Source organism: Pseudomonas sp. AU12215, assembly GCF_001675465.2.
GTDB classification, from domain to species: domain Bacteria; phylum Pseudomonadota; class Gammaproteobacteria; order Pseudomonadales; family Pseudomonadaceae; genus Pseudomonas; species Pseudomonas nitroreducens.
This window is the reverse complement of record NZ_MACM02000184.1, coordinates 93,706-116,900: the sequence shown is the minus strand read 5'-3', so window position 1 is coordinate 116,900 and position 23,195 is coordinate 93,706. Positions and strand designations below refer to the sequence as shown.

Annotated in this window: 24 protein-coding genes and 1 pseudogene; 20 read left to right on the top strand and 5 right to left on the bottom strand. The window is 66.4% G+C overall.

Annotation, left to right across the window (positions count from 1 at the left end):
- Nucleotides 1–67 precede the first annotated feature (67 nt).
- The 5 genes from A9513_RS32335 (at nucleotide 68) to A9513_RS32315 (ending at nucleotide 6,680) form a co-directional block, all read left to right on the top strand.
- Nucleotides 68–2,287 carry a beta-galactosidase gene (locus A9513_RS32335; RefSeq protein WP_065327969.1) on the top strand — a complete coding sequence of 740 codons (2,220 nt, stop codon included), beginning with the start codon at nucleotides 68–70 and terminating at the stop codon, nucleotides 2,285–2,287.
- Between the two features lie 102 nt (nucleotides 2,288–2,389).
- Complete coding sequence (locus tag A9513_RS32330) at nucleotides 2,390–3,535, top strand: serine hydrolase domain-containing protein (RefSeq protein ID WP_065327968.1); 1,146 nt, start codon at nucleotides 2,390–2,392, stop codon at nucleotides 3,533–3,535.
- Between the two features lie 245 nt (nucleotides 3,536–3,780).
- Nucleotides 3,781–4,581: an OmpA family protein gene (locus A9513_RS32325; protein WP_065327967.1), complete on the top strand. Its 801-nt coding sequence runs from the start codon at nucleotides 3,781–3,783 to the stop codon at nucleotides 4,579–4,581.
- Nucleotides 4,582–4,689: 108 nt separating this feature from the next.
- Nucleotides 4,690–5,337, top strand: coding sequence for a pyridoxamine 5'-phosphate oxidase (gene pdxH / locus A9513_RS32320; RefSeq protein WP_024765220.1), 648 nt, complete (start codon nucleotides 4,690–4,692; stop codon nucleotides 5,335–5,337).
- A 203-nt stretch (nucleotides 5,338–5,540) separates the two neighbouring features.
- A complete protein-coding gene (locus tag A9513_RS32315; protein ID WP_024765219.1) occupies nucleotides 5,541–6,680 on the top strand; it encodes a glycerate kinase in 1,140 nt (379 codons plus the stop codon).
- Here A9513_RS32315 and A9513_RS32310 read toward each other — a convergent pair.
- Entirely contained in the window at nucleotides 6,665–6,901 is a 237-nt protein-coding gene (locus tag A9513_RS32310) for a hypothetical protein (protein ID WP_037011935.1), read from the bottom strand. The two genes, A9513_RS32315 and A9513_RS32310, sit on opposite strands and share 16 nt — an antisense overlap.
- A gap of 205 nt (nucleotides 6,902–7,106) precedes the next feature.
- Between A9513_RS32310 and A9513_RS32305 the strand changes: the two genes are divergently transcribed.
- From A9513_RS32305 to A9513_RS32255, 11 genes and pseudogenes are all read left to right on the top strand, one after another.
- Entirely contained in the window at nucleotides 7,107–7,571 is a 465-nt protein-coding gene (locus tag A9513_RS32305; protein WP_024765217.1) for a glycine zipper 2TM domain-containing protein, read from the top strand.
- 256 nt (nucleotides 7,572–7,827) lie between these two features.
- Nucleotides 7,828–10,623 (top strand): monovalent cation/H+ antiporter subunit A, encoded by a 2,796-nt coding sequence (locus A9513_RS32300; RefSeq protein ID WP_024765216.1) that lies wholly within the window; start codon nucleotides 7,828–7,830, stop codon nucleotides 10,621–10,623.
- Complete coding sequence (locus tag A9513_RS32295) at nucleotides 10,623–10,955, top strand: Na+/H+ antiporter subunit C (RefSeq protein ID WP_024765215.1); 333 nt, start codon at nucleotides 10,623–10,625, stop codon at nucleotides 10,953–10,955. Before A9513_RS32300 ends, A9513_RS32295 begins: the two co-directional genes overlap by 1 nt.
- Nucleotides 10,952–12,448: a monovalent cation/H+ antiporter subunit D gene (locus tag A9513_RS32290; protein ID WP_065327966.1), complete on the top strand. Its 1,497-nt coding sequence runs from the start codon at nucleotides 10,952–10,954 to the stop codon at nucleotides 12,446–12,448. The genes A9513_RS32295 and A9513_RS32290 overlap by 4 nt, the downstream gene beginning before the upstream one ends.
- A complete protein-coding gene (locus tag A9513_RS32285; protein WP_037011924.1) occupies nucleotides 12,445–12,945 on the top strand; it encodes a Na+/H+ antiporter subunit E in 501 nt (166 codons plus the stop codon). Before A9513_RS32290 ends, A9513_RS32285 begins: the two co-directional genes overlap by 4 nt.
- Complete coding sequence (locus A9513_RS32280) at nucleotides 12,930–13,199, top strand: K+/H+ antiporter subunit F (protein ID WP_037011922.1); 270 nt, start codon at nucleotides 12,930–12,932, stop codon at nucleotides 13,197–13,199. The genes A9513_RS32285 and A9513_RS32280 overlap by 16 nt, the downstream gene beginning before the upstream one ends.
- The gene (locus A9513_RS32275) at nucleotides 13,196–13,525 is read left to right on the top strand and encodes a Na+/H+ antiporter subunit G (RefSeq protein ID WP_037011920.1); all 330 of its coding nucleotides are present in this window, start codon (nucleotides 13,196–13,198) and stop codon (nucleotides 13,523–13,525) included. The genes A9513_RS32280 and A9513_RS32275 overlap by 4 nt, the downstream gene beginning before the upstream one ends.
- 118 nt (nucleotides 13,526–13,643) lie before the next feature.
- Nucleotides 13,644–14,549, top strand: coding sequence for a DMT family transporter (locus A9513_RS32270; RefSeq protein WP_024765210.1), 906 nt, complete (start codon nucleotides 13,644–13,646; stop codon nucleotides 14,547–14,549).
- 38 nt (nucleotides 14,550–14,587) lie between these two features.
- Nucleotides 14,588–15,688 (top strand): PLP-dependent cysteine synthase family protein, encoded by a 1,101-nt coding sequence (locus A9513_RS32265; protein WP_065327965.1) that lies wholly within the window; start codon nucleotides 14,588–14,590, stop codon nucleotides 15,686–15,688.
- Nucleotides 15,689–15,705: 17 nt separating this feature from the next.
- On the top strand, nucleotides 15,706–16,395 hold the full coding sequence (locus A9513_RS32260) for an aspartate/glutamate racemase family protein (RefSeq protein ID WP_065327964.1): 690 nt from the start codon (nucleotides 15,706–15,708) through the stop codon (nucleotides 16,393–16,395).
- Between the two features lie 14 nt (nucleotides 16,396–16,409).
- Nucleotides 16,410–16,661: pseudogene (locus A9513_RS32255) on the top strand (hypothetical protein).
- Nucleotides 16,662–16,677: 16 nt separating this feature from the next.
- Here A9513_RS32255 and A9513_RS32250 read toward each other — a convergent pair.
- Entirely contained in the window at nucleotides 16,678–17,346 is a 669-nt protein-coding gene (locus A9513_RS32250) for a COG3650 family protein (RefSeq protein ID WP_024765207.1), read from the bottom strand.
- Nucleotides 17,347–17,433: 87 nt separating this feature from the next.
- Between A9513_RS32250 and A9513_RS32245 the strand changes: the two genes are divergently transcribed.
- Complete coding sequence (locus tag A9513_RS32245) at nucleotides 17,434–17,832, top strand: DUF488 domain-containing protein (protein WP_024765206.1); 399 nt, start codon at nucleotides 17,434–17,436, stop codon at nucleotides 17,830–17,832.
- A gap of 111 nt (nucleotides 17,833–17,943) precedes the next feature.
- Here A9513_RS32245 and A9513_RS32240 read toward each other — a convergent pair whose 3' ends face one another.
- Entirely contained in the window at nucleotides 17,944–18,543 is a 600-nt protein-coding gene (locus A9513_RS32240) for a short chain dehydrogenase (RefSeq protein WP_037011915.1), read from the bottom strand.
- 98 nt (nucleotides 18,544–18,641) lie between these two features.
- On the opposite strand from A9513_RS32240, the gene A9513_RS32235 reads away from it, so the two are divergent.
- The 3 genes from A9513_RS32235 (at nucleotide 18,642) to A9513_RS32225 (ending at nucleotide 20,632) form a co-directional block, all read left to right on the top strand.
- Complete coding sequence (locus tag A9513_RS32235; RefSeq protein ID WP_037011930.1) at nucleotides 18,642–19,571, top strand: LysR family transcriptional regulator; 930 nt, start codon at nucleotides 18,642–18,644, stop codon at nucleotides 19,569–19,571.
- 123 nt (nucleotides 19,572–19,694) lie between these two features.
- A complete protein-coding gene (locus tag A9513_RS32230) occupies nucleotides 19,695–20,156 on the top strand; it encodes a glycine zipper 2TM domain-containing protein (protein WP_024765204.1) in 462 nt (153 codons plus the stop codon).
- 14 nt (nucleotides 20,157–20,170) lie between these two features.
- On the top strand, nucleotides 20,171–20,632 hold the full coding sequence (locus A9513_RS32225; protein ID WP_024765203.1) for a hypothetical protein: 462 nt from the start codon (nucleotides 20,171–20,173) through the stop codon (nucleotides 20,630–20,632).
- A gap of 77 nt (nucleotides 20,633–20,709) precedes the next feature.
- Here A9513_RS32225 and A9513_RS32220 read toward each other — a convergent pair whose 3' ends face one another.
- Both A9513_RS32220 and A9513_RS32215 read right to left on the bottom strand, forming a co-directional pair.
- Nucleotides 20,710–22,032 carry an aspartate aminotransferase family protein gene (locus A9513_RS32220; protein WP_065327963.1) on the bottom strand — a complete coding sequence of 441 codons (1,323 nt, stop codon included), beginning with the start codon at nucleotides 22,030–22,032 and terminating at the stop codon, nucleotides 20,710–20,712.
- Complete coding sequence (locus A9513_RS32215) at nucleotides 22,029–23,105, bottom strand: phosphotransferase (protein ID WP_065327962.1); 1,077 nt, start codon at nucleotides 23,103–23,105, stop codon at nucleotides 22,029–22,031. Before A9513_RS32215 ends, A9513_RS32220 begins: the two co-directional genes overlap by 4 nt.
- Between the last annotated feature and the right edge of the window lie 90 nt (nucleotides 23,106–23,195).

Below are 23,195 nucleotides of genomic sequence, written 5' to 3'. Positions count from 1 at the left end.
GCCCGATTGAGGTCATGACAGAGGTAGTGGCGTTGCAGCATGATGCACCTGCTTCAATCCAGTAACCGTGTTGCACTCAGCTTCTGCAACCGCCCTGTTCAACTTCGTCAAGCCGATGGCTGTGGTCTCGATCACCACACAGAACGCCGACCTGCCCAGTTCCACTGCCGAGGCCACGCCCGAGGGCGAGATCCTGCGCCGGGTGAACTTCAACCCTGCGCCGCAGCCGACCCTGCGCCTGGCACCGTCCAGCGGCAGCTGGGACTGGTCGCAGTCGGACAGCATGAGCCTGCGCATCCAGAACGCCATGGACTGGGCCATCACCCTGGAGGTGGAAATCGAAGGCGTTGCCGGCGCCCCCGGCCTGCGCGCGAGCATCGCCCTGCCGCCGGGCCCGGCGCAGACCCTGGTGATCCCGCTGCACGCCATCGCCCCGGAAGATTTCGGCATGCGCGCCGGCGTGCCCATGCCTGTCACTCAGGACGGCCAGCGCCTGCTGCTGGCGAGCAAGGTCACCGGCGAGCTGAACCGCAGCCAGGTCGGTGCGGTGAAGCTGTTTCTGACTTCGCCCAAGGTGGCCCAGGACATTCTCGTCGGCCGCTTCGGCACCCGCGCCGGCAACGACGAATACCACAAGGCGTACACCGGCATCGTCGATGGCTTCGGCCAGTCCACCCGCAGCGAGTGGCCGGAAAAGGTCAAGAGTGCCGAGCAACTGGCCAACGCCTGGAAAGGCGAAGGCGAACAGCTGAGCAAATGGAAGCCCGCGCCTGGTCGCGATGCCTTTGGCGGACTGCTGGATGGCCCGGCCTTCGAAGGTACCGGCTTCTTCCGCACCGAAAAGCGCAATGGCCGCTGGTGGCTGGTGACGCCCGAAGGGCACTCGTTCTGGTCCGTGGGCGTCAACGCGGTGAATGCCGACAGCAGCCAGACCTACGTCGAAGGCCGCGAATACATGTTCGCCAGCCTGCCCAAGGAGGACGAGCCGCTGGCCGCCTTCTACGGCCAGCGCGACGACCGCAGCGGCGTTGGCGCCCAGCAGGGCCGTGCGTTCGGCAACGGGCGCTGGTTCGATTTCTATGCCGCCAACCGCTTCCGCGCCGATGGTGGGCTGACCGGCGACGCCGCGGCAGCCGCCTGGCGCGAGCGCACCGTACAGCGCCTGGGTTCCTGGGGCTTCAATACCCTGGGCGACTGGAGCGATCCGGCCTTCGCCGACGATCCACGCATGCCCTACAGCGTGCCGCTGTCCATCAGCGGCGATTACGCCACGGTGAGCACCGGCTACGACTGGTGGGGCGCCATGCCCGACCCCTTCGACCCGCGCTTTGCCATGGCCGCCGAGCGCGCCATCGCCATTGCCGCCCGCGACCATCGCGAGGATGCGTGGCTGCTGGGCTACTACGCCGATAATGAACTGGCCTGGGCCGGCCGAGGCGACGACGACCAGGCGCACTTCGCCCTGGCCTTCGGCACGCTCAAGCTATCCACCGACAGCCCGGCCAAGCGTGCCTTCATCAAGCAACTCAAGGACAAGTACGAGGATCACGAACAGCTTGCCGAGGCCTGGGGTGTGCAGCTGGGTTCCTGGGAAGACCTCGATGCGCCGGGCTACCAGGCGCCGGTTCCGAGCGAGGCGCACCCGGCCATTGCCCAGGACTACAGCGCCTTCCTGCGCCTGTATGCCGACCAGTACTTCAAGACCCTGAAGGACTCGCTGCAATGGCATGCGCCGAACCATCTGCTGCTCGGCCCGCGCTTCGCCGTCAGCACGCCGGAGGCGCTGGCCTCCTGCGCGCAGTACTGCGACATCCTCAGCTTCAACCTCTACGTACCGCTACCGCGGCAGGGCTTCGACGCCAACTACGTGCGCAGCCTGGACAAGCCGGTGCTGATCACCGAGTTCCACTTCGGCTCCCGTGACCGCGGGCCGTTCTGGGGCGGTGTCGCCGAGGTATACAACGAGCAGCAGCGTGGCGAGGCGTACCAGCGCTTCCTCGCCGAGGCGGCGAAGGAACCGAACATCGTCGGTGCGCACTGGTTCCAGTACCTCGACCAGCCGGTGACCGGGCGCCTACTCGATGGCGAGAACGGCCACATCGGTCTGGTCGGCATCACCGACCTGCCGTTCACCGGCTTCGTCGACGCCGTGCGCAAGGCCAACCAGCAGACACTCAAGGGTATCGACGAGCAGGCCCGCGCCGCCGCCAAGGTGGCGCCGGATCCCGCACCGAAGCCGGTGCCGGCTGCCGACAGCGATGACGAGGAGCAGGCGTCGGAGCAATGATTCGTCATTCGTGAAGCCGCACCCTGCCTTCGGCAGGGTTCCCAGGGGCGGAGCGCGCTGAAAGAATGGCGCCTCCGCCCCTGCTCATTTCCGGAGTTTGAGATGACCCTGAACGGCCACTGCGATCCGCGCTTCACTCCCGTTGCCGATGCTTTCAGCGCGCTGTTCGAGGACCCGCAGGAGCGCGGTGCGGCGCTGTGCATCCAGGTCGGCGGCGAAACCGTGGTCGATCTCTGGGCCGGCAGCGCGGGCAAGGAACCGGGCCAGGACTGGCAGGCCGATACGCTGCTCAACCTGTTCTCCTGCACCAAGACCTTCGCCGCGGTCGCCGCGCTGCAACTGGTGGGTGAGGGCCGGCTGGAGCTGGATGCCCCAGTGGCGCGTTACTGGCCGGAGTTCGCCCAGGCCGGCAAGCAGGGCATTACCGTGCGCCAGCTCCTGTGCCATCGCGCGGGCCTGCCGGCGATTCGCGAGCCGCTGGCGCCCGAGGCGCTGTACGACTGGGACAGCATGACGGCCGCGCTCGCCGGCGAAACGCCCTGGTGGACACCCGGCGCCGAGCATGGCTATGCCCCCATCACCTACGGCTGGCTGATCGGCGAAGTGATCCGCCGTGTCGACGGTCGCGAGCCGGGCGCCGCCATCGTCGAGCGCACGGCCAAGCCATTGGGGCTGGATTTCCACATCGGCCTGGGTGACGCCGAATTCCACCGTGTAGCGCACATCGCCCGCGGCAAGGGCAACCTGGGCGACGCCGCGGCGCAACGGTTGCTACGGACCATGATGACCGACGCCGCCGCACTTTCCACCCGCGCCTTCACCAATCCGCCGTCGGTGCTCACCAGCACCAACAAGCCGGAATGGCGGCGCATGTCGCAGCCGGCGGCCAATGGCCATGGCAATGCGCGCTCGCTGGCGGGCTTCTACGATGGCCTCCTGCAGGGCAAGTTGCTGGACGAAGCGCTGCTGGCCGAGCTCACCCGCGAACATGCCGTCGGCGAGGATCGAACTTTGTTGACCTGTACGCGCTTCGGTCTTGGTTGCATGCTTGACCAGCCGAATGTCGCCAACGCCACCTACGGCCTTGGCCCGCAGGCCGTCGGCCATCCGGGGGCCGGTGGCTCCATCGGCTTCGCCGACCCGGAGCGTGAGCTGGCCTTCGGGTTCGTCGTCAACACCCTTGGCCCCTACGTGCTGATGGACCCACGCGCCCAGCGCCTGGCGCACCTCGCCGGCGACTGCCTGTAGCGACGAGCGGGAGGAACCTTCCTCCCGCCGCACCTTCTTAAGGTCGTCCGCTTTTGCCGTCGCGCTTGCGTGCGTGACGGCGTTCCCTGCGTGCAAACATGCGCCGCTCGTCAGTTCGAGATTAAAATCTCGTTCCAACTGAGTAAGTTATGTACAACTCTTAAGCCGATTGCTGAAGTCAGGGTGCCACCGCCTACCGGTGGCGCCTGGCCTCCCTTCATGTTCCGACTTGTGGAATCGCTCCCATGAACCTGCTGTTCTCGAATTCGCTGAAAGTCTCCACCCTTGCGCTGTGTGTCGGGCTTTCCGCCTGCAGCCAGTTCCAGTCCCAGGACCAGGCCAAGGCGCCGGATAGCGCCGTGGCCGCTGCCAAACCGGGCACCGCTCACTGGTGGTGGCCCTTCGGTGGCGACGAGGAAGCGAGCGCGGCCGCGCCCGCACCGCAGAAGAAACCGGTCGAGGCAGCCAAGGTCGCCGATACCGGCAGCCAGCAGCCCGGTGGCCACTGGTGGTGGCCATTCGGTGTGAGCGACAGCAAGCCTGGCGCCGAGAAGGCCGCCAAGCCGCAGGACACCAAGGTCAGCAAGGAGTGGCTGGACCAGCACGAGAAGTCCCTGCGTGAAGCGGTAGCGGGCAGCAAGTTCACCGTCGAGCGCCGCGAAAACGCCCTGGTACTGATCGCGCCGGTGGAAGGCTCCTTCAATCCCAAGCGCCCTGAACTGCTGCTGCCGATCACCCTGGCGCCGCTGGGCAACGTGGCGAAGATGCTGCAGAACGATCCGGAGAGCGGCGTACTGGTGCTCGGCCACAGCGACAGCTCGGGCGACAAGGCGACCAACGACAAGGTCAGCCTGCAACGTGCCCAGGCAGTCTCCTCGATCTTCCGCCTCAGTGGCCTGGGCGCCGATCGCCTGCGCCTGAAGGGCGTCGGCTCCAGCCTGCCGCGCGCCGACAACGCCAGCGCCGAAGGCCGCGCGCTGAACCGCCGCGTCGAAGTACTGGTGACCCAGCGCACCAGCCTGCTGGCGCTCGCCCAGGCCAACTGAACCGCCGCACGCAAAGCGTCATTCCGTCTGGAATGACGCTTGTCGTGGATCAAGCGCGAAGGCGCAACTCTGGATAAGCTTAAGGACTTCTTCTGCAGGAGATTTCCGATGGCTCAGACCCTGGCCGATATGCGCCGCGAATACACCCGTGATGGACTGACCGAGGCCCAGGCGCCCGCCGAACCGTTCAGCCTGTTCAACCAGTGGTTCGAAGACGCGGTGAAGACCGAGCAACTGCCGGTCGAACCCAACGCGATGATGCTCGCCACTGCGGACGCCGACGGCCAGCCGCATTGCCGCGTGCTCCTGCTCAAGGGTCTGGACGAGCGTGGTTTCACCTTCTTCAGCAACTATGAAAGCGCCAAGGGGCAGCAGCTCCTGGAGAATCCGCGCGCGGCCATGACCTTCTTCTGGCCGGCGCTGGAACGCCAGGTGCGCATTGAAGGACGGGTGGAGAAAGTCTCCGCCGAAGAGTCCGCCGCCTATTACCGCGTGCGCCCGCTGGGCAGCCGCCTGGGCGCCTGGGCCTCGCCGCAGAGCCGGGTGATCGATGGCCGCGGCGAACTGGAGCAATTGCTGGCCGAGACGGAGCAGCGCTTCGCCGACAGCGCACCGAGCTGCCCGGACTTCTGGGGTGGCTTCCGCCTGCTGCCGAGCCGCATCGAGTTCTGGCAGGGCCGTCCGAGCCGCCTGCACGATCGCCTCAACTTCCGCGTCGAGAACGGCGCCTGGGTGCGCGAACGTCTCGCTCCCTGAGCTTCTGCCCTTCGTAGGAGCGAGCTGGCTCGCGAATTGCCTCACCGTTGGGGTTGTTCGCGAGCAATGTCGCTCCTACAGGTCATATCGACTTTCAGGCCTGAATCGGAACAATCGCGGACGAAGTCCGCTCCTGCGCACGTCGGGAAAACCGTGCTGCGGTGTAGGATGCCCTCCATCCTCTCGCACAACGGACCTGTCCCATGAAAGTCGTCATCGCTCCCGACTCCTTCAAGGAAAGCCTTTCCGCCCCTGAGGTCGCCGAAGCCATCTCCCGTGGCTGGCTGCGCGCCCGGCCTGACGACGAAACCCTGCTGCGGCCCATGGCCGACGGCGGCGAAGGCACGGTGGATGCGGTGCTGGCCGCGCGGCCGGGCGAACGTCGCGAGCTGGAGGTCTGCGGCCCGCTGGAGCAGCCGGTGAAAGCCCACTGGGGCTGCCTGGCAGACGCCACGGCGGTGATCGAGATGGCTGCCGCCAGCGGCCTGCACTGGGTGCCCGAAAGCCTGCGCGATGCCACCCGCACCACCAGCCGCGGCACGGGCGAATTGATTCGCGCGGCGCTGAATGCCGGCGCGAAGAAAATCATCATCGGCCTGGGCGGCAGTGCCACCAATGACGGCGGCCTGGGTCTGCTGCAGGCGCTGGGTGCGAGTTTCCTCGATGACCAGGGCAAGGAGTTGGGCGCCGGCGGCGCGCAGCTCTCGCAACTTCAGCGTATCGACCTGTCGAACCTCGACCCGCGGCTGGGCGCGGTCGAGGTCGAAGTCGCTGCTGATGTGAACAATCCCCTTTGCGGCCCGCATGGCGCCTCAGCCATCTTCGGACCGCAGAAGGGCGCGAACCCGGCGCAGGTGCAGCAGCTGGACGCCGCGCTGAAACGCTTCGCCGAAGTGGCGGCGCAGGCTCTCGGGCAGGATCACAGCCTGTTCCCCGGCGTCGGTGCCGCGGGCGGTCTGGGCTTCGCCTGCCGGGCGTTCCTCAAGGCGCGGTTCCGCCCGGGCATCGAGCTGATCGCCGAGCTGTCGGAACTGGACACGGCGCTTGCCGGCGCGTCGTTGGTCATTACCGGGGAAGGGCGGCTGGATGGCCAGAGCCTGCATGGAAAGACGCCGGTGGGCGTGGCGCATGTCGCCCGTCGCACGGGCGTGCCGGTGATTGCACTGGCGGGTAGCGTTGGCGAAGGGTTGGCTGAATTGCGCGAGGCGGGTATCGAGGCAGCGTTCAGCCTGGCGCCGGGGCCCATCACCCTGGCCGATGCCTGCGCACGGGCGGCGCAGGAGCTGGAAAACCGCGCCGAGGCGCTGGCACGCTTCTGGTCGCTGGCTCAGGCTGCGCGGTAGTCGTCGGCGGCGCGCTGCAGCCAGTCAGGGAGGTCGCGACGTTTCACTTTCTGGCGCTTGGCATCCGCCAGGCATTCGAGCAGGTAGTGGCGTTTGTGCGGATCATCGCCCGCCAGCGACAGTGCCAGGTCGCGGTCCATCCAGCGACGGATGCGCCAGTAGATCCACCAGTGGAAATACAGGCCGGCGGCGGTGGTGGCGACGATGATGAAGTAGTCCATGCGCGAATCCAGGTCGGGTGCTTCTTCTGCGGGCACCAGCCTAACCGATACTCCTGCAGGAAAAACTGAGCCACGGCAGGCGATTTCGGCGGATATGGCACAAACTGTACGAAAGCTGAATCGAGATCAGCTGTTTCACGACCTGGCGTGACAGGCGGGCTGTCGTCGGAGTCTAATAGTCGTAGCCCTACTCGGAGGTTCCCCAATGCGTAAAACTGCCCTGATCGCCGTGACTTTCGCTGCTCTGGCCATGACCCTCGGTGGTTGCCAGTCCAGCTTGACCGGCGACACCTATACCCGTGAAGAAGCACGTACCGTGCAGAATGTTCGAATGGGTACCATCCAGGCCCTGCGCCCCGTGAAGATCGAAGGCACCAAGACACCGATCGGCTCGGTTGCCGGCGCTGCAGTCGGCGGCATCGGTGGCAGCGCCATCGGTGGCGGTAAGGGCAGCTATGTCACTGCCATCATTGGCGCCGTGGCCGGCGGCCTGCTCGGTGCGGCTACCGAGGAAGGCCTGACCCGTACCCAGGGCGTGGAAATCACCGTTCGCGAAGACGACGGCAGCACCCGCGCCTATGTCCAGCAGGTCGACGAAGGCGCCGTGTTCCGCGTGGGCGAGCGTGTGCGCATCCTGACCGTCAACGGTACCAGCCGCGTCTCTCACTGACCGGTTACCGGCCGCCCACCTGTAGCGGCCATCGAAACTCAGCGCGCGGCAGTCGCTCCGACTGTCGCGCGCTATCGTTTTGGGGATTGGAATGTCGACCTGGGGCGCTGCCGGCGCGACCAGGGCTGAATTTTCGTAATAATTCAATCCATGACGCGTAATCGATAGATATGGATAATCGTGGCCTTCGTACGCCGGCCCCTGCGGTGCGGGGTCGTTTGTATGGACGCCGTCCGCTGGCGAGAAGGAGCAGGACATGATTCTGGCGCTGATCATCGCGCTGCCTTTCTTCGGGGTATTGCTGCCGCTGATGGCCGAGCGTTTCGGTCGAACGGCCTGTGCTGCCGCGACCGGCCTGGTGCCGCTCGCCGGGTTGGCCCTGCTGTTGAGCCAGCGCGGGGTGCTGGGCGCTGATCCTCGGGTCTATCGCTCGGAGTGGTTGCCGGAGCTGGGCTTGAACCTCAGCCTGCGTCTGGATGGCCTGGGCTTCCTGTTCGCCCTGTTGATCCTCGGTATTGGCCTGCTGGTGGTCCTCTACGCCCGCTATTACCTGTCGGAGAAGGAGCCTGCCGGGCGTTTCTTCGCCTTCCTGCTGCTGTTCATGGGCGCCATGCTTGGCGTGGTGCTCAGCGAAAACCTGCTGTTGATGCTGGTGTTCTGGGAACTGACCAGCCTGTCGTCGTTCCTGCTGATCGGCTTCTGGGGGCATCGCTCGGATGCGCGCAAGGGCGCGCGGATGGCGCTGGCGGTGACCGGTGGCGGTGGCCTCGCGCTGTTGGCCGGCATCCTGCTGATCGGCCACGTGGTCGGCAGCTTCGAGTTGAGCAGCGTGCTCGGCGCGCGCGAGGTGCTGCAGGCCAGCCCGCTGTTCCCGCTGGCGCTGTGCCTGGTGCTGCTGGGGGTGTTCACCAAGTCGGCGCAGTTCCCATTCCATTTCTGGCTGCCCCACGCGATGGCCGCGCCGACGCCGGTCTCCGCCTACCTGCACTCGGCGACCATGGTGAAAGCCGGCGTGTTCCTGTTGGCGCGCCTGTACCCGCTGCTGTCGGGCAATGACCTGTGGTTCTACCTGGTCAGCCTCACCGGCCTGGCGACGTTGCTGATGGGGGCGTTCGTCGCGCTGTTCCAGAACGACCTCAAGGGCCTGCTGGCCTACTCGACCATCAGTCACCTGGGCCTGATCACCCTGTTGTTCGGCCTGGATTCGCCCATGGCCAACGTCGCGGCGATCTTCCACATCATCAACCACGCGACCTTCAAGGCCTCGCTCTTCATGGCCGCCGGGATCATCGACCACGAGACCGGCAGCCGCGACATGCGTCGCATCAACGGCATGTGGAAGTACATGCCGCACACCGCCGTGCTGGCGATGGTGGCGTCGGCTTCGATGGCGGGTGTGCCGCTGCTCAACGGCTTCCTCAGCAAGGAAATGTTCTTCGGCGAGACCCTGGCGCAGAACATGATGGGCAGCTTCAACTGGCTGATCCCGGCGCTGGCGACCTTGGGCGCGCTGTTCTCGGTGAGCTACTCGGTGCGTTTCATCCACGACGTGTTCTTCAACGGCGAGCCGATCAACCTGCCCAACCCGCACCCCCATGAGCCGCCGCGCTACATGAAGGTGCCGGTGGAAATCCTCGTGCTGATCTGCCTGCTGGTGGGGATCATGCCGGGCATCATCGTCGGCCCGCTGCTGGCCGGCGCCGCCGCGTCGAGCCTGAACGGCGCGCTACCCGAATACAGCCTGGCGATCTGGCACGGCTTCAATGTGCCGCTGGCCATGAGCTTCGTCGCCACCGCCGGCGGCGTGCTGCTCTATGTGCTGCGCAAGCCGCTGTTCGACTGGTACGCCGGGCTGCCGGCGATGGACGCCAAGCAGGTGTTCGAGCAACAGGTGCAGCGGGTGGTGCGCTTTGCCGCGCGGGTCACCGGCTACCTGGAGAACGGCTCGCTGCAGCGCTATTCGATGCTGCTGGTGCTGGCCGCCGTGGTCGTGGTTTTTGCCGGCCTCGCGCCGCTGCCGGGTATCGAAGGCAACCGTGCGCAGACGCCGCTGGATGGCATCACCGCCCTGGGCCTGGTCCTGCTGGCCATCGCCGGGCCGCTCACCGTCTGGTTCCACCGCCAGCGCCTGACCGCGCTGGTCATTCTCAGTATCGCCGGCCTGCTGGTGGCGCTGGCCTTCGCCCGTTTCGCCGCGCCGGACCTGGCACTGACCCAACTGTCGGTGGAAGTGGTGACCATGGTCCTGCTGATGCTGGCGCTGTACTACCTGCCGGCACGCACGCCGAAGAGTTCCAGCAGCCTGCGCCGCCTGCGTGATTTCATCATCGCCGTCGGCGCTGGCCTGATGGTCACACTGCTGGCCTATGCCGTGCTCACGCGTCCCTACGACAGCATCGCCGGCTACTACCTGGAGAACAGCGTTTCCGGCGGCGGCGGACACAACGTGGTGAACGTGATCCTCGTGGACTTCCGGGGCTTCGATACCCTCGGCGAGATCACCGTGCTGGCGATCGCCGCGGTTGGCATCTTCGCGCTGCTCGACGGCCTGCGCCTGCTGCGCCGCGAGCAGGATGACGAGGGCCACGCCTGGGCCAAGGACCGCTTCCCACCGATCCTCGCCACGCTCTCGCGCCTGCTTCTGCCGCTGGCGCTGCTGGTTTCGGTGTTCATCTTCCTGCGCGGGCACAACCTGCCGGGCGGCGGCTTCATTGCCGGGTTGATCACTTCGGTCGCGCTCATTCTCCAGTACATCGCCTGTGGCAGCCGCTGGGTGAGCACGCGCCTGCCGCTGGACTACGGACGCCTTGCCGGCCTCGGCGTGCTGATCGCCGGGCTGACCGGGCTGGGCGCATGGTTCTTCGGCTTCCCGTTCCTCACCTCGGCGTTCGGCCACTTCCACATTCCGCTGGTGGGTGAGATTGAGCTGGCCACCGCCATGCTCTTCGACCTGGGCGTGTACTTCACCGTGGTCGGCGCGACGCTGCTGATTCTTTCCGGGCTGGGTTCGGTCACCGCGCCGCCGGAGCCGCTGACTAAGGAGGCGTACTGATGGAAGCGCTGTTCGCCATCGCCCTCGGGTTGCTGACCGCCAGCGGCGTCTATCTGCTGCTGCGCGCGCGCACCTTCCCTGTCGTGTTGGGGCTGACGCTATTGTCCTACGCAGTGAACCTGTTCCTCTTCGCCATGGGCCGCCTTGCCGGTGACCCGGCGGTGATCGGCAAGGTCGCCAACGCCGGCGATCCGATTCCCCAGGCGCTGGTGCTGACCGCCATCGTCATTGGCTTCGCCATGACGGCTTTCGTCATTGTGCTGGCCTTGCGCGGGCTGGCGGATACCGGCGGCGACCATGTGGATGGCGGCGACGGGGAGGAAGGCCGATGAACCACTGGCTGATCCTGCCCGTCCTGCTGCCGCTGTTCGCCGGCTGTGCGCTGCTGCTGGTCGGCGAGCGCCTGCAACGCGGCCTGTCGCTGCTCGCCACGCTGACGCTGCTGCCGCTTGCCGCCGTGCTGCTGCAGCAGGCCGACAGTGGCGTGGTGCAGTTCTACGCGCTGGGCAACTGGCGGCCGCCGTTCGGCATCATTCTGGTGCTGGACCGCCTCAGTGCGCTGATGATTGCCGCCACCGCGCTGCTCGCCAGCCTGTCACTGATCTACGCGCTGCGCGGGGATGACAAGCGCGGCAAGCGCTTCCACCCGCTGTTCCAGTTCCAGTTGCTGGGGTTGAACGGTGCGTTCCTCACCGGTGACCTGTTCAACCTCTTCGTGTTCTTCGAGATCCTGCTGATCGCTTCCTACGCGCTGTTACTGCATGGTGGCGGGGCAGGGCGCGTGCGTGCGGGGGTGCACTATGTGGTGCTCAACCTCGTCGGCTCGGCGTTCTTCCTCATCGCCGTGGGCACGCTCTACGGCATCACCGGCACCCTGAACATGGCGCACATGGCCGAGCGCGTGGCGCAGCTGAGCGCCGAGCAGGCGCCGCTGGTGCGCGCGGCGGCGCTGTTGCTGCTGGTGGTGTTCGGGCTCAAGGCCGCGCTGCTGCCGCTGTATTTCTGGCTGCCCAGGGCCTACGCCGAAGCCACCGCGCCGGTGGCGGCGCTGTTCTCGATCATGACCAAGGTGGGCATCTACTCGATCCTGCGGGTGTACACGCTGATCTTCGGCGAGCAGGCCGGCGAGTTGGCGAATCTCGCGCAGGCGTGGCTGTGGCCGCTGGCCCTGGCCGGCATCGTCGCCGGTGCGCTGGGGGCACTCGCGGCGACCACGCTGCAAGCCATGCTGTCGTATCTGGTCGTGGTATCGGCCGGTACGCTGCTGGCGGCCATTGCCCTGGGCACGCCGGAAGCATTGTCCGCCGCGCTTTATTACTTGCTGCATAGCATCTGGGTGGCCGGTGGCCTGTTCCTGCTGGCCGACCTGATCGCCCGCCAGCGTGGCGACAAAGCCGGCCGGCTGGTACAAGGCCCGGCGTTGCTGCAGCCGCATTTGCTGGGCGGTGCGTTCTTCTTCGGCGCCATCGCGGTTGCCGGGTTGCCGCCACTGTCGGGCTTCCTCGGCAAGTTGATGCTGCTGCGCTCGGTAACCGGCGGCAGCGAGGCCGTCGCGCTGTGGAGCGTGGTCCTGCTCAGTGGGCTGGTGACCATCGTTGCCTTGAGCCGCGCCGGCAGCACGCTGTTCTGGCGCACCGGGAATACCGTGCTGGGCAGCGCCGAGCGCGAGCCGGTGAAGCTGTTGGCGACCTTCGGCCTGCTGGCCAGCGCGCCGCTGATGGTGGTGGCCGCACGGCCCCTGCTCACTTATGCACAGGCCACGGCGGCGCAGTTACTGGACGCCGGGCTCTATCGCCAGGCGATCCTGCTGGGAGGTGGCGCATGAGCCGTCGGCTGCTTCCGCACCCGCTGCTCAGTGGCGTACTGCTGCTGAGCTGGCTACTGCTGGTCAATGATTTCTCCCTTGGCCACTGGCTGCTCGGCGCCTTCCTCGGCCTGACGATCCCACTGCTGTGCCGCAACCTGCTGCTGTCCGCACCGCGCATCCAGCGGCCGGGGCTACTGCTGCGCTTCATCGGCCTGGTGCTCTACGACATCGTGGTGGCGAACCTGCAGGTGGCGAAACTGGTGCTGGGGCCGAAGGCGAATCTACGGCCGGGTTTCGTGGAAATCCCGCTGGAGCTGACCGATGATCTGGCCATCAGCATCCTCGCCAGCGTCATCACCCTGACCCCCGGCACCTGTTCCGCCGACCTGTCCGCCGATCGCCGCACGCTGCTGGTCCACGGCATCGACGTGCCCGATCCGCAGACGCTGGTGGCGGACATCAAGGCGCGCTACGAGGCGCCGCTGAAGGAGGTGTTCCCGTGCTCGGCATCGTGATCCCGATCTGCCTGGCAGTGCTGGGCATCGCCGTGCTGCTCACCGTGGCGCGCCTGATCCGCGGGCCTTCGGTGGCGGACCGCATCCTCGCGCTGGATACGCTGTCGATCGAGGCCATCGCGCTGATCGTGCTATTCGGCATCTGGAAGGGCAGCGGCCTGTACTTCGAGGCGGCGCTGCTGATCGCGGTGATGGGCTTCGTCAGCACCGTGGCGCTGTGCAAGTTCCTCCTGCGCGGAGACATCATCGAATGAACGTGATCATCGAGGCGCTGGTCTGCTTCCTGCTGCTGGCCGGCAGCCTGTTCGCCCTGCTCGGCGCCATCGGCCTGTACCGCCTGCCGGACTTCTACACGCGCCTGCACGCGCCGACCAAGGCCTCGACCCTGGGCGTGGGCGGCGTGGTGCTGGCCTCGCTGCTGTACTTCAGTACGCGCGGCGAGGGCGTGAGCCTGCACGAGATTCTGATCACTGTGTTCCTCTTCATCACCGCACCGGTGAGCGCGCACCTGTTGGCGAAGGCAGCGATGCAGCGGCGCGTGCCGGTGGAGCGGGGGACCAAGGGCAAGCCTTGGGAGTGAGTTTCCGGCTCTTGTAGAAGCGAGCACGTCGGCCCATACAGTTTCCCCTCCGTTCTGTACCTGTCGGCTGCAACCGGGCGCCTCCTATACTCCGGGGACCTTTTGACTGGAGCGTCCCGTGCAGCAATCCCGGCCGTTCGCCCTCGCGTGCCTGGTGCTGGCCATGGCGCTCTGGGGCAGTTCCTTCATCGCGCTGAAATTCGCCTTCCTGGAAATGCCCGCCATGTGGGTGATCTTCGCCCGGATGGCGCTGGGCAGCCTGATCTTCCTCGCCGCCTGGCGCTGGCGCGGGCGAATCGACTACCGACCCGGTGACTGGAGGTGGCTGCTCGCCCTGGCCGCTTGCGAGCCCTGCCTGTACTTCATCTTCGAGTCCCTGGCGCTGCAACAGACCAGTGCCGCACAGGCCGGGATGATCACCGCGCTGCTGCCCCTGCTGGTGGCGGTCGGCGCCTTCTTCCTGCTGCAGGAAAAGATCGCCCGCAACACCTGGCTGGGTTTTGCCCTGGCGGTGCTCGGCTCGCTCTGGCTGACGCTGGCCAGCGAGCCGGACAGCCATGCGCCCAACCCGCTGCTGGGCAACCTCTACGAGTTGCTGGCAATGCTTTGCGCCACCGGCTATACCCTGCTGCTCAAGCACCTGTCGGCGCGTTATTCGCCCTTCATCCTGACCGCGATGCAGGCGTTCATCGGCTCGGTGTTCTTCCTGCCGCTGGCGCTGGCAACCTCCGGGCTGCCGGCGGCACCCGGCCCGACTGGCTGGTTCGCGCTGGTCTACCTGGGCAGCGTGGTAACCGTCGGCGCCTATGGCCTGTACAACTTCGGTGTCAGCCGCCTGCCGGCAAGCCAGGCGACCGGCTTCATCAACCTGATCCCGGTGTTCACCCTGATCTTCGCCGCGCTGCTGCTGGGCGAGGTGCTCAGCGGCCAGCAGGCGCTGGCCGCCGGCCTGGTGTTTGCCGGTGTCGCCCTCAGCCAGTGGCGCAGCGCGCCGCCCACGTCGCCCGCCGGTGTGCTGGACTGAACTCACTGAATCGCTTGCCCTGCCAGGAGAACGACACGATGGCCGCCCAGGAACGCAACTGGACCCGCGAGGCGATCCGCATCATCGAAGCGGATTTCCAACGCAGCGCCGATACCCACCTGATTCCCCTGGACATGCCCGGCCTGCCGGGCGTGGACCTGTATTTCAAGGACGAGTCCAGCCACCCCACCGGCAGCCTCAAGCACCGCCTGGCCCGCTCGCTGTTCCTCTACGCGTTGTGCAATGGCTGGCTGCGGCCGGGCGCTCCGGTGATCGAGGCATCCAGTGGTTCGACGGCGATCTCCGAAGCGTATTTCGCCCGGCTGCTCGGCGTGCCGTTCATTGCCGTGGTTCCCGCCAGCACCTCGAAGGAGAAGATCGCGCAGATCGCCTTCTATGGCGGCCAGGCGCACTTGGTGGACGACCCGACGCAGATCTACGCCGAATCCGAGCGACTGGCGAAGGAAACCGGCGGCCACTTCATGGACCAGTTCACCTACGCCGAGCGCGCCACCGACTGGCGGGCGAACAACAACATCGCCGAGTCGATCTTCCAGCAGATGCGCCACGAGCGCTTCCCCGAGCCGGCCTGGCTGGTCTCCAGCCCCGGCACCGGTGGCACCCTGGCGACCCTGGGGCGCTTCGCCCGCTACCGCCGGCATGACACCCGTGTGCTCTGCGCCGACGCCGAACGCTCGGTGTTCTTCGATTCCTACCGCACCGGCGACCGCGGCCTCACCCTGAGCTACGGCTCGCGCATCGAAGGCATCGGCCGCCCGCGCGTGGAAGCGTCGTTCCTGCCCAACGTGCTGGATGCCTGCTGCAAGGTGCCGGATGACCTGTCGCTGGCCGCCATGCACTACCTGGCGCAGCGGCTGGGCCGGCACGTCGGCGCCTCCAGCGGCACCAACCTGATCGGCGCGCTGCTGGTCGCGCGTCAGATGGTGGCTCGGCGCGAGAGTGGTTCGGTGGTGGCGATCCTCTGTGACAGCGGCGAGCGCTACGCGACGACCTATTACAACCCGCTATGGCTGATTTCCCAGGGCTTCGACCTCGATCCGCTGATAGAGGCCGTGCGCCAGTGCGCCGAGCACGGCGCGGCGCTGCCCGGCGATCTGCCCTGTATCGGACTGGATTGATTCATCTGGAGCGAAGCATGAAGACCATTGGCCTGATCGGCGGCATGAGCTGGGAATCGACCATTCCCTACTACCGGCAGATCAACGAACGCATCAAGGAGCGCCTGGGCGGCCTGCACTCGGCGAAGGTCGTGCTGTACAGCGTGGACTTCCACGAGATCGAGCGTCTGCAGCATGTCGGCGACTGGGACGCTGCCGGCCGCGTGCTGGCTGACGCGGCTCGCTCGCTGAGGGCGGCGGGGGCGGATTTCCTCGTGCTCTGTACCAACACCATGCACAAGGTGGCGCCGACCATCGAGGCGGCGGTGGATATCCCGCTGCTGCACATCGCCGACCCGACCGCCAAGGCGATACGCGCGGCGGGCGTGACCACGGTCGGCCTGCTGGGCACGCGTTTCACCATGGAACAGGCGTTCTACAAGGATCGCCTGGTGGACAGGTTCGGGCTGAAGGTGCTGACGCCGAGCGAGGCCGATCGCCAGGTGGTGCACCGGATCATCTACGAGGAACTCTGCCTGGGGCGGATTCGCGACGAATCGAGGGAAAAGTATCGGCGGATCATCGCCGCGCTGGTGGCGCAGGGCGCCGAGGCGGTGATCCTGGGCTGCACGGAGATTTCCCTGCTGGTCGGCCCGGCGGACGCCTCGGTGCCACTGTTCGACACCACCGCGCTTCACGCCCTGCATGCCGCCGACGCTGCGCTTTGACGAGGACAAACAGCATGAGCTTCATCAGCCTGAAGGTACGTGCCGCGTTCATCATGCACGGCTATGACTAGCAGAACCGCGAGGTGATCGAGCAGGTTTCGGACCCGGACTTCGTCGAGAAGCTGGTGCGCGTCGAGCGCATCCAGTCGATCAGCGAGAAGTACGTGCTGGTCACTGCCAGCGATGGCCGGCTGGCCTATTGGGAGTACGCCGAGGAATTCGCCGCACTCAAGGCAAGGTTGGTCGCGGCGGGGCTGCTGGTCTGAGCCCCGCCGGCGGCGATCAATCGCCGCTGGAGCCGCCCGGATAGGCGCAGCCGCGCATGACCTTGTTGTCGAGGCGCAGTTCGGCGGAGAGGTTGCTCAGGGCGCCGCTCATGCTGTCCTGGCAGCGGGCTGGAGCCACCCACAACTCGACCTTCTCTCCATTGGCCTCGCTGGAATAGCTGGTGCTGCCGTCAGGCACGCCCTCGGCGATGTACGGCAGCGCCAGCGATTCCTTGCCCGGCTGCTCGATCAGCATGCCCTGGCTGTTGACCAGCACGCTCCAGCCCGGCTCGTTGCCGTGGGCGCGGACCACCGCGCGCTTGAAGTTCGGGTCGTCGCAGCCCGAGCCCTCATTCTGCAGGCGATAGACCTTGGCCACTTCCAGCTTGCCGTCGGTGCCCTGGGCGCTGCTGCCGCTGAAGCTGCCGCGCAGGTCGGCGTACAGCGAGGTGGCGCCATCGTTGAACATTTCCAGTGCGTCGCGGGGCAGGCCGGTGTTGCCGGTGTCCTCGATGCTGAAGCGGCGTTGCTCGGTGCAGCTGCGGAACACCAGCTGGCCGTCCACACGGCTCAGTTCGCCCTGCAGGCGGGTGGAGGCGTTAAGATCGGTCTTGTTCGGCGTCCACACCTGGCAGGCGGCGAACAGGGGTAGCAGGCTGAACAGAATGAAACGACTGGATCGCATGGAACGGGCTCCCTCGAAAGTGCGCCCACGTTACCCAGCGAAGCCGGTCACCTCAAGGGCAATGCCCAACGGCGAGGAGAATTTCGGATGATCCGCTGCAAGCGTGCTTACGAACCGGCGACCGAGGGGGACGGCCTGAGGGTGCTGGTGGACCGGCTCTGGCCACGGGGAATTCGCAAGGAAGACCTGTACATGGAGTGTTGGGCCAAGGAGGCCTCGCCGTCCAACGAACTGCGCCAGCGCTTCCACCACGACCCGAGCCTGTTCGAGGAATTCCGCAAGGCCTACCACGGTGAACTGAACGCACACCCGGAGCACTGGATGGGGCTGCTGGACCTCGCACGCAAGGGAACGCTGACGCTGCTCTATGCAGCCAGGGACGAGGAGCACAACAACGCCCGGGTGCTGGCGGAGTTCCTTGAGGACGAGTTGGCGAAGCAGGGCGAGGGGAGTTCCCCGGTCTGCTATGCCGGGAAGAGAGAATAGAGGCAGTTCGCGAGCTCGCTCCTACAGTTCCCGGCGAAGGTTTTCCTGTAGGAGCGGGCCTGCTCGCGAACCAAGGCCAACGGCCGACGCAGAAGCATCAGCCCGCCAGCCTCACCAGATCTTGTATACCTGCCCGGTCTGCTTGCCTTCCACGCTGCGGGCGAAGCCCAGCGCGGCATCCGCGGCAGGCACCGGCTTGAAGCCGCGGAAGAACGGCGCGTAGCCCTCCATCGATTCCACCAGCACATTCGGGCTGACCGCGTTGATCCGCTGGCCGCGCGGCAGCTCCAGGGCGGCGCTGCGCACGAAACCTTCCACCGCGCCGTTGACCAGGCTGGCCGAGCTGCCCAGCACGATGGGCTGTTCGCTGAGGATGCCGGTGGTGAGGGTGAAGGAAGCGCTGTCGTTGGCGTACTGGCTGCCGATCAGCACCAGGTTCACCTGCCCCATCAGCTTGTCCTTGAGGCCGACCGCCATTTCCGCCTCGCCCATTTCCGACAGCGCGCCGAAGTGCACTTTGCCGGCGGCGCTGATCAGCGCATCGAAGCCGCCAACCTGCTCGAACAGCTTGCGGATCGAGGCGCTGTCGGTGATGTCCACACGATAGTCGCCGCTGCTGCGACCGACGCGGATGATCTCGTGGCGCGGGGCCAGTTCGTTGGCGATGGCCTGGCCGAGGGTGCCGCTGGCGCCGATCAGGATGATTTTCATGAAGACTCTCCACTGAGGTGGTTTGGCTGAAAGTGAATTCAGTCTAGAGTGGTCTTCTGTTTTGATAATTAAGCTAATTGACAACCTTTGGTTTTCATATGGAAACAATCGCCAACGACCTGCAAGACCTTTCCGCCTTCGCCGTACTGCTGGAATGCGGCAGCTTCACCCGTGCCGCGGAAAAACTCGGCTGCAGCAAGGGGCAGTTATCCAAGCGGATCGCGACGCTGGAGCTGACGCTGGGCGCGACCCTGGTGCACCGCACGACCAGACGCCTGTCCCTGACTGCCGCCGGTGCTGCGCTGCTGCCCGAGGCTCAAGCGCTCAATGCCCAGGCCGCGCGGGCGCGGCAGGCGGTACTGGCGTTGCAGGAAGAGGCACAGGGCAAGGTGCGGCTGAGCGTGCCAGTGTCGTTGGGAGAGACTTTCTTCGATGCGTGGCTGATGGAGTTTTCCCGCCAGTACCCGGACATTTGCCTGGAGCTGGACCTCTCCAACGAGCGTCGCGACCTGGTGGCGGACGGCTTCGACCTGGCCATCCGCTCCGGCAGTCTGGCGGTGGATGAGCGCCTGGTGGCGCGGCCGCTCTTCGCTTTGCAGGAGTTGACCTGCGCCACGCCGGGCTATCTTGCGGAGCACGGCGTGCCCGAGGCGCCGGCGGACCTGGCGCAGCATTCCTGCCTGCAGAACACTCATTATCAGGACAGCGACGTCTGGCTTTACCAACGCCACCACGAACTGTTCCGCGTCACGGTCAGAGGCTTGCTTGCAAGCAATCACTACACCTTGCTGAAGAAGGCGGCTCTGGCCGGCGCGGGGATCAGCCGGCTGCCGTCCTACATGGTTCAGCAGGAATTGGCGGAGGGCAGCCTGGTCTGGTTATTGCGCGATTACCAGACCCGCACCCAGCCGGTGTTCCTCATTCACGCTTACCAAAGCCGCCTGCCGCGCCGCACACAGCTGCTGGCGGACTATCTGCTGGGCTGGTTCGAACACAGCCGCCGGCAGTTGGTCGCTCTGGAGGGGTGACAGACATTTCATTCAGCTTCGTTCAGCTTTGTTCAGTGATGGTTCAGAAAGGGTTCAGGGGGAGTTCAGGCAAGGCCACGTAGGCTTTGCCCTAATTTTTCCGACCCTTCCGAGGTGACCACCATGAACCGTTCCACTCTGCTGTTGACCGCCCTGTTCACCAGCGCCGCTCTGCTGAGCGGCTGCGCTTCCGACCTCTCGGGTTCTTCCTATTCCCGTGCCGATGCCCGTGCGGTGCAGAACGTACGCATGGGCACCATCGAATCCCTGCGACCGGTACAGATCGAAGGTACCAAGACCCCCATCGGTACCCTGGCCGGTGCAGCCGTCGGTGGCATCGCCGGCAGCTCCATTGGCGGCGGCCGCGGCAAGGCCATCACCAGCATTCTCGGTGGCGTGGCGGGTGGCGCGGCGGGCTCGGCGGTGGAAGAGGGCATCACCCGCACTCAGGGCGTCGAGATCGTGGTCCGCGAGGATGACGGCGGCACCCGCGCTTATGTCCAGGCGGTCGATTCCCAGCAGTTCCGCGTTGGTGACCGTGTTCGCATCATGACGGTCAATGGCGCCAGCCGCGTCACCATCTGAACGGAGAACCCCCCATGCGCCGCCTGTTGATCGCCGCTCTCGTCCTGCTTGGCTGTGGTTTCGCCATTGCGGATGAAGACAAGGGCTTCTGGTACCTGCAGACCAGCGTCTACACGACCCACTGGACCACGGATCCGGATCACAACAACCACCAGGAGCTGATCGGCCTGGAGCGTAATCGCGGCGATGGCGTGGTATTCGGCGGCGCGACCTTCAAGAACTCCTTCAGCCAGCGCTCCAACTATGTCTACGCCGGCAAACGCTTCGACTGGGAAGGTACGCCGTTCTACGCCAAGGTCACCGGCGGCGCGTTGCAGGGGTATCGTGGCGAGTACCGCGACAAGATTCCGCTCAACCGCTATGGCGTGGCTCCGGCGATCATTCCTTCCGTTGGCGCGCACCTGGGGCCCGTTGGCGCTGAGCTCGTGGTGTTGGGAGGCTCGGCCGCGATGGTCAACGTTGGCGTGCGCTTCTGAGGATCGATCCCGTCAGAATGAAAAGGGTCGCGATGAGTGTTCATCGCGGCCCTTGTCGTTTCTGAGAGACGCAGATGTCAGATGGCGACATCCGTCAGCGCCTTGTCCAGGCAGTCGAGGAACAGTTCCGCATGTTCCTGCTCGAAGGCCAGCAGCGGACGGATCTTCAGGATGTTCTCCAGCGGACCGGCCGCGCTGATCAGCACGCCTCGTTCGCGCATGCCATTGACCACCTGGCGCGTCTGGTTGGCGGCGGGTGTTTTCGCCGTGCGGTCAGTGACCAGTTCGACGCCGAGGAATAGCCCCGCGCCGCGCACATCGCCGATCAGCTCGTGGCGCTCGGCCAGTTGGCGTATGCCCTGGAGCATGAAGGCGCCGATGCGCTGCGAACGCTCCTGAAGCTGTTCGTCGCGGATCACGTCGAGTACCGCCTGGGCCGCCGCGCAGGACACCGGGTTGCCGCCGAAGGTGTTGAAGTAGCGCACCTCGCGGCCGAAGCGTTCGAGGATTTCCGGGCGCACCACGACGCCGGCGATGGGCTGGCCGTTGCCCATGGGTTTGCCAAGGGTGACCAGGTCCGGCTGCACGCCGTGGCGCTGGAAGCCCCACATGGCGTCGCCGGTGCGGGCGAAGCCGCTCTGCACTTCGTCGGCGATATAAAGCAGGCCTTCGTCCTGGGCGACTTTCACGGCTTCGGCAAGGAATCCGGCCGGATCGGCCAGCACGCCGTCGCTGGCGAAGATGCCGTCGAGCAGCAGCGCGGCGGGCTTGATGCCATGGGCGCGCAGGTCGGCGATGGCGGCGCGCACATCGTCGGCGAAGAGTTTGCCGACGTTCTCTGCGCCCAGTCGGTAAGCATCGGGCGCGCGCACGGTGCGGGCGTGGGCGGGCAGGGTGATGCCGGCGCCGAGGGACGGCGAGAGCTCGGAAATGGTCCCGGTGACGCCGTGGTAGGCGAAGCGGGTGATGATCACCCCGGTGCCGCCGGTGTAATGGCGAGCGATGCGCAGGGCGAGGTCGTTCGCCTCGCTGCCGGTGCAGGTGAACATCACCTGGTCCAGGCCTTCGGGGAAAGTGGCGAGCAGGTCCTCGGCGTAGTCGAGGATGCCTTCCTGCAGGTAGCGGGTATGGGTGTTGAGCACCGCCGCCTGGCTGGCGATGGCTTGCACCACGCGCGGATGGCAGTGGCCGATGGAGGCGACGTTGTTGTAGGCGTCGAGGTAGCGGTTGCCCTGGTTGTCGTAGAGCCACACGCCCTCGCCGCGCACGGTGTGCAGCGGGCGCTCGTAGAACAGGCGGTAGGCCGGCCCGAGCAGGCGCGCGCGGCGCTCGATCAGGCGGCGTTCCGCATCGCTCAGGCGCTCGGCATCGGCGGCACTGAATCCGTTGGGCATGGTCATGGGCGGGGCTCCTCTTGTGTGGCGCAGGCGGCGAAGATCTGCTCCTGCGCCTGTTCCCGGCTCAGGCGGGCCAGGGCTTGCACGGCCTGCCAGGCGTGGCGGGTGTTGCGCAGGATGTAGTCGCGGTTCTCGGGGTGCAGGCTGGCGCGCCAGGCGGTGATGCTCAGGGTCATGATCAGGCGCGTGGCAATCAGGTCGGCGAGGATTTCCTGCTCCTCGGCCAGCAGCGGGCAGCGGCGATGGTAGGCGGCGATCATCTCGCAGGCGGTGGCCAGCGGCGCGTCCGGCTCGCCCACCTGGTAGGCGGCGGCGACGCCGAGGTCGTTGATCAGCGGCGCGTGGACCATGTCGCCGAAATCGAGGATGTTGCGCACCCGGTCCGGATGCTCGGCATCGACGATGACGTTGTGCGGGTTCAGGTCGTTATGGATGACCTGGGCGCGCAACGTCGATTGGCGGGGTAGGGCGTGGCGTTCGAAATTGTCGAGAAAGCGCTCGACCAGGGCGCGCTGTTCTCGATCCTGTATGTAGACCAGCAGGTTGCGCAGGCGCGAGGCGTGCTTGAGGTCCCAGAGCAGTTCGTGGTCGGCGGTGGCCGGGTGTTCGAAACCCTTCAGCGCCAGGCCCAGGCGCGCCAGGTCGTCGCCCAGGTTCTCGCGCAGGGCGCGGCTGCGTTGCGGGACGCGGTGCAGCGGAACTCCGTCGACGAAGGAGAACAGCCGGGCAATCATCGGCTGGCCATCGACGCGGATGGAAATCTGGTGGTCGCCGTTGAGCGAGGGATAGACGCGCTGCACTGCCAGGGTCGGGTCGAGGGCCTCCACGCGCAGCAGGGCGCGAGTCTGGAAGTCCACGACCTGCGGGTCCTCCAGCGGGTGCGAGAGCTTCAGCAGGCGGTCGTCGCCATGGCCGTGGGCGATGTGGAAGTTCAGGTCGCGTTCGCCGGCGAGGCGGTGCAGCGTGCCACGCTGGCCGAAGTATTCGTCGGCGATGGCAGCGGCCTGGGCGTCGCTCACCTGGGCGGGGGCCGCTTCCAGCAGGTGATCGTGGACGGGAGCGGTATTGAGGGGCACGGGTACATCTCCAGCAGGGTTCAGCGGTCGTTCGGTATTGCAGCGGCCGGGCGAGGTGGAGCGTCCGCCCGGCGCGGGGCCGGGCGGAAG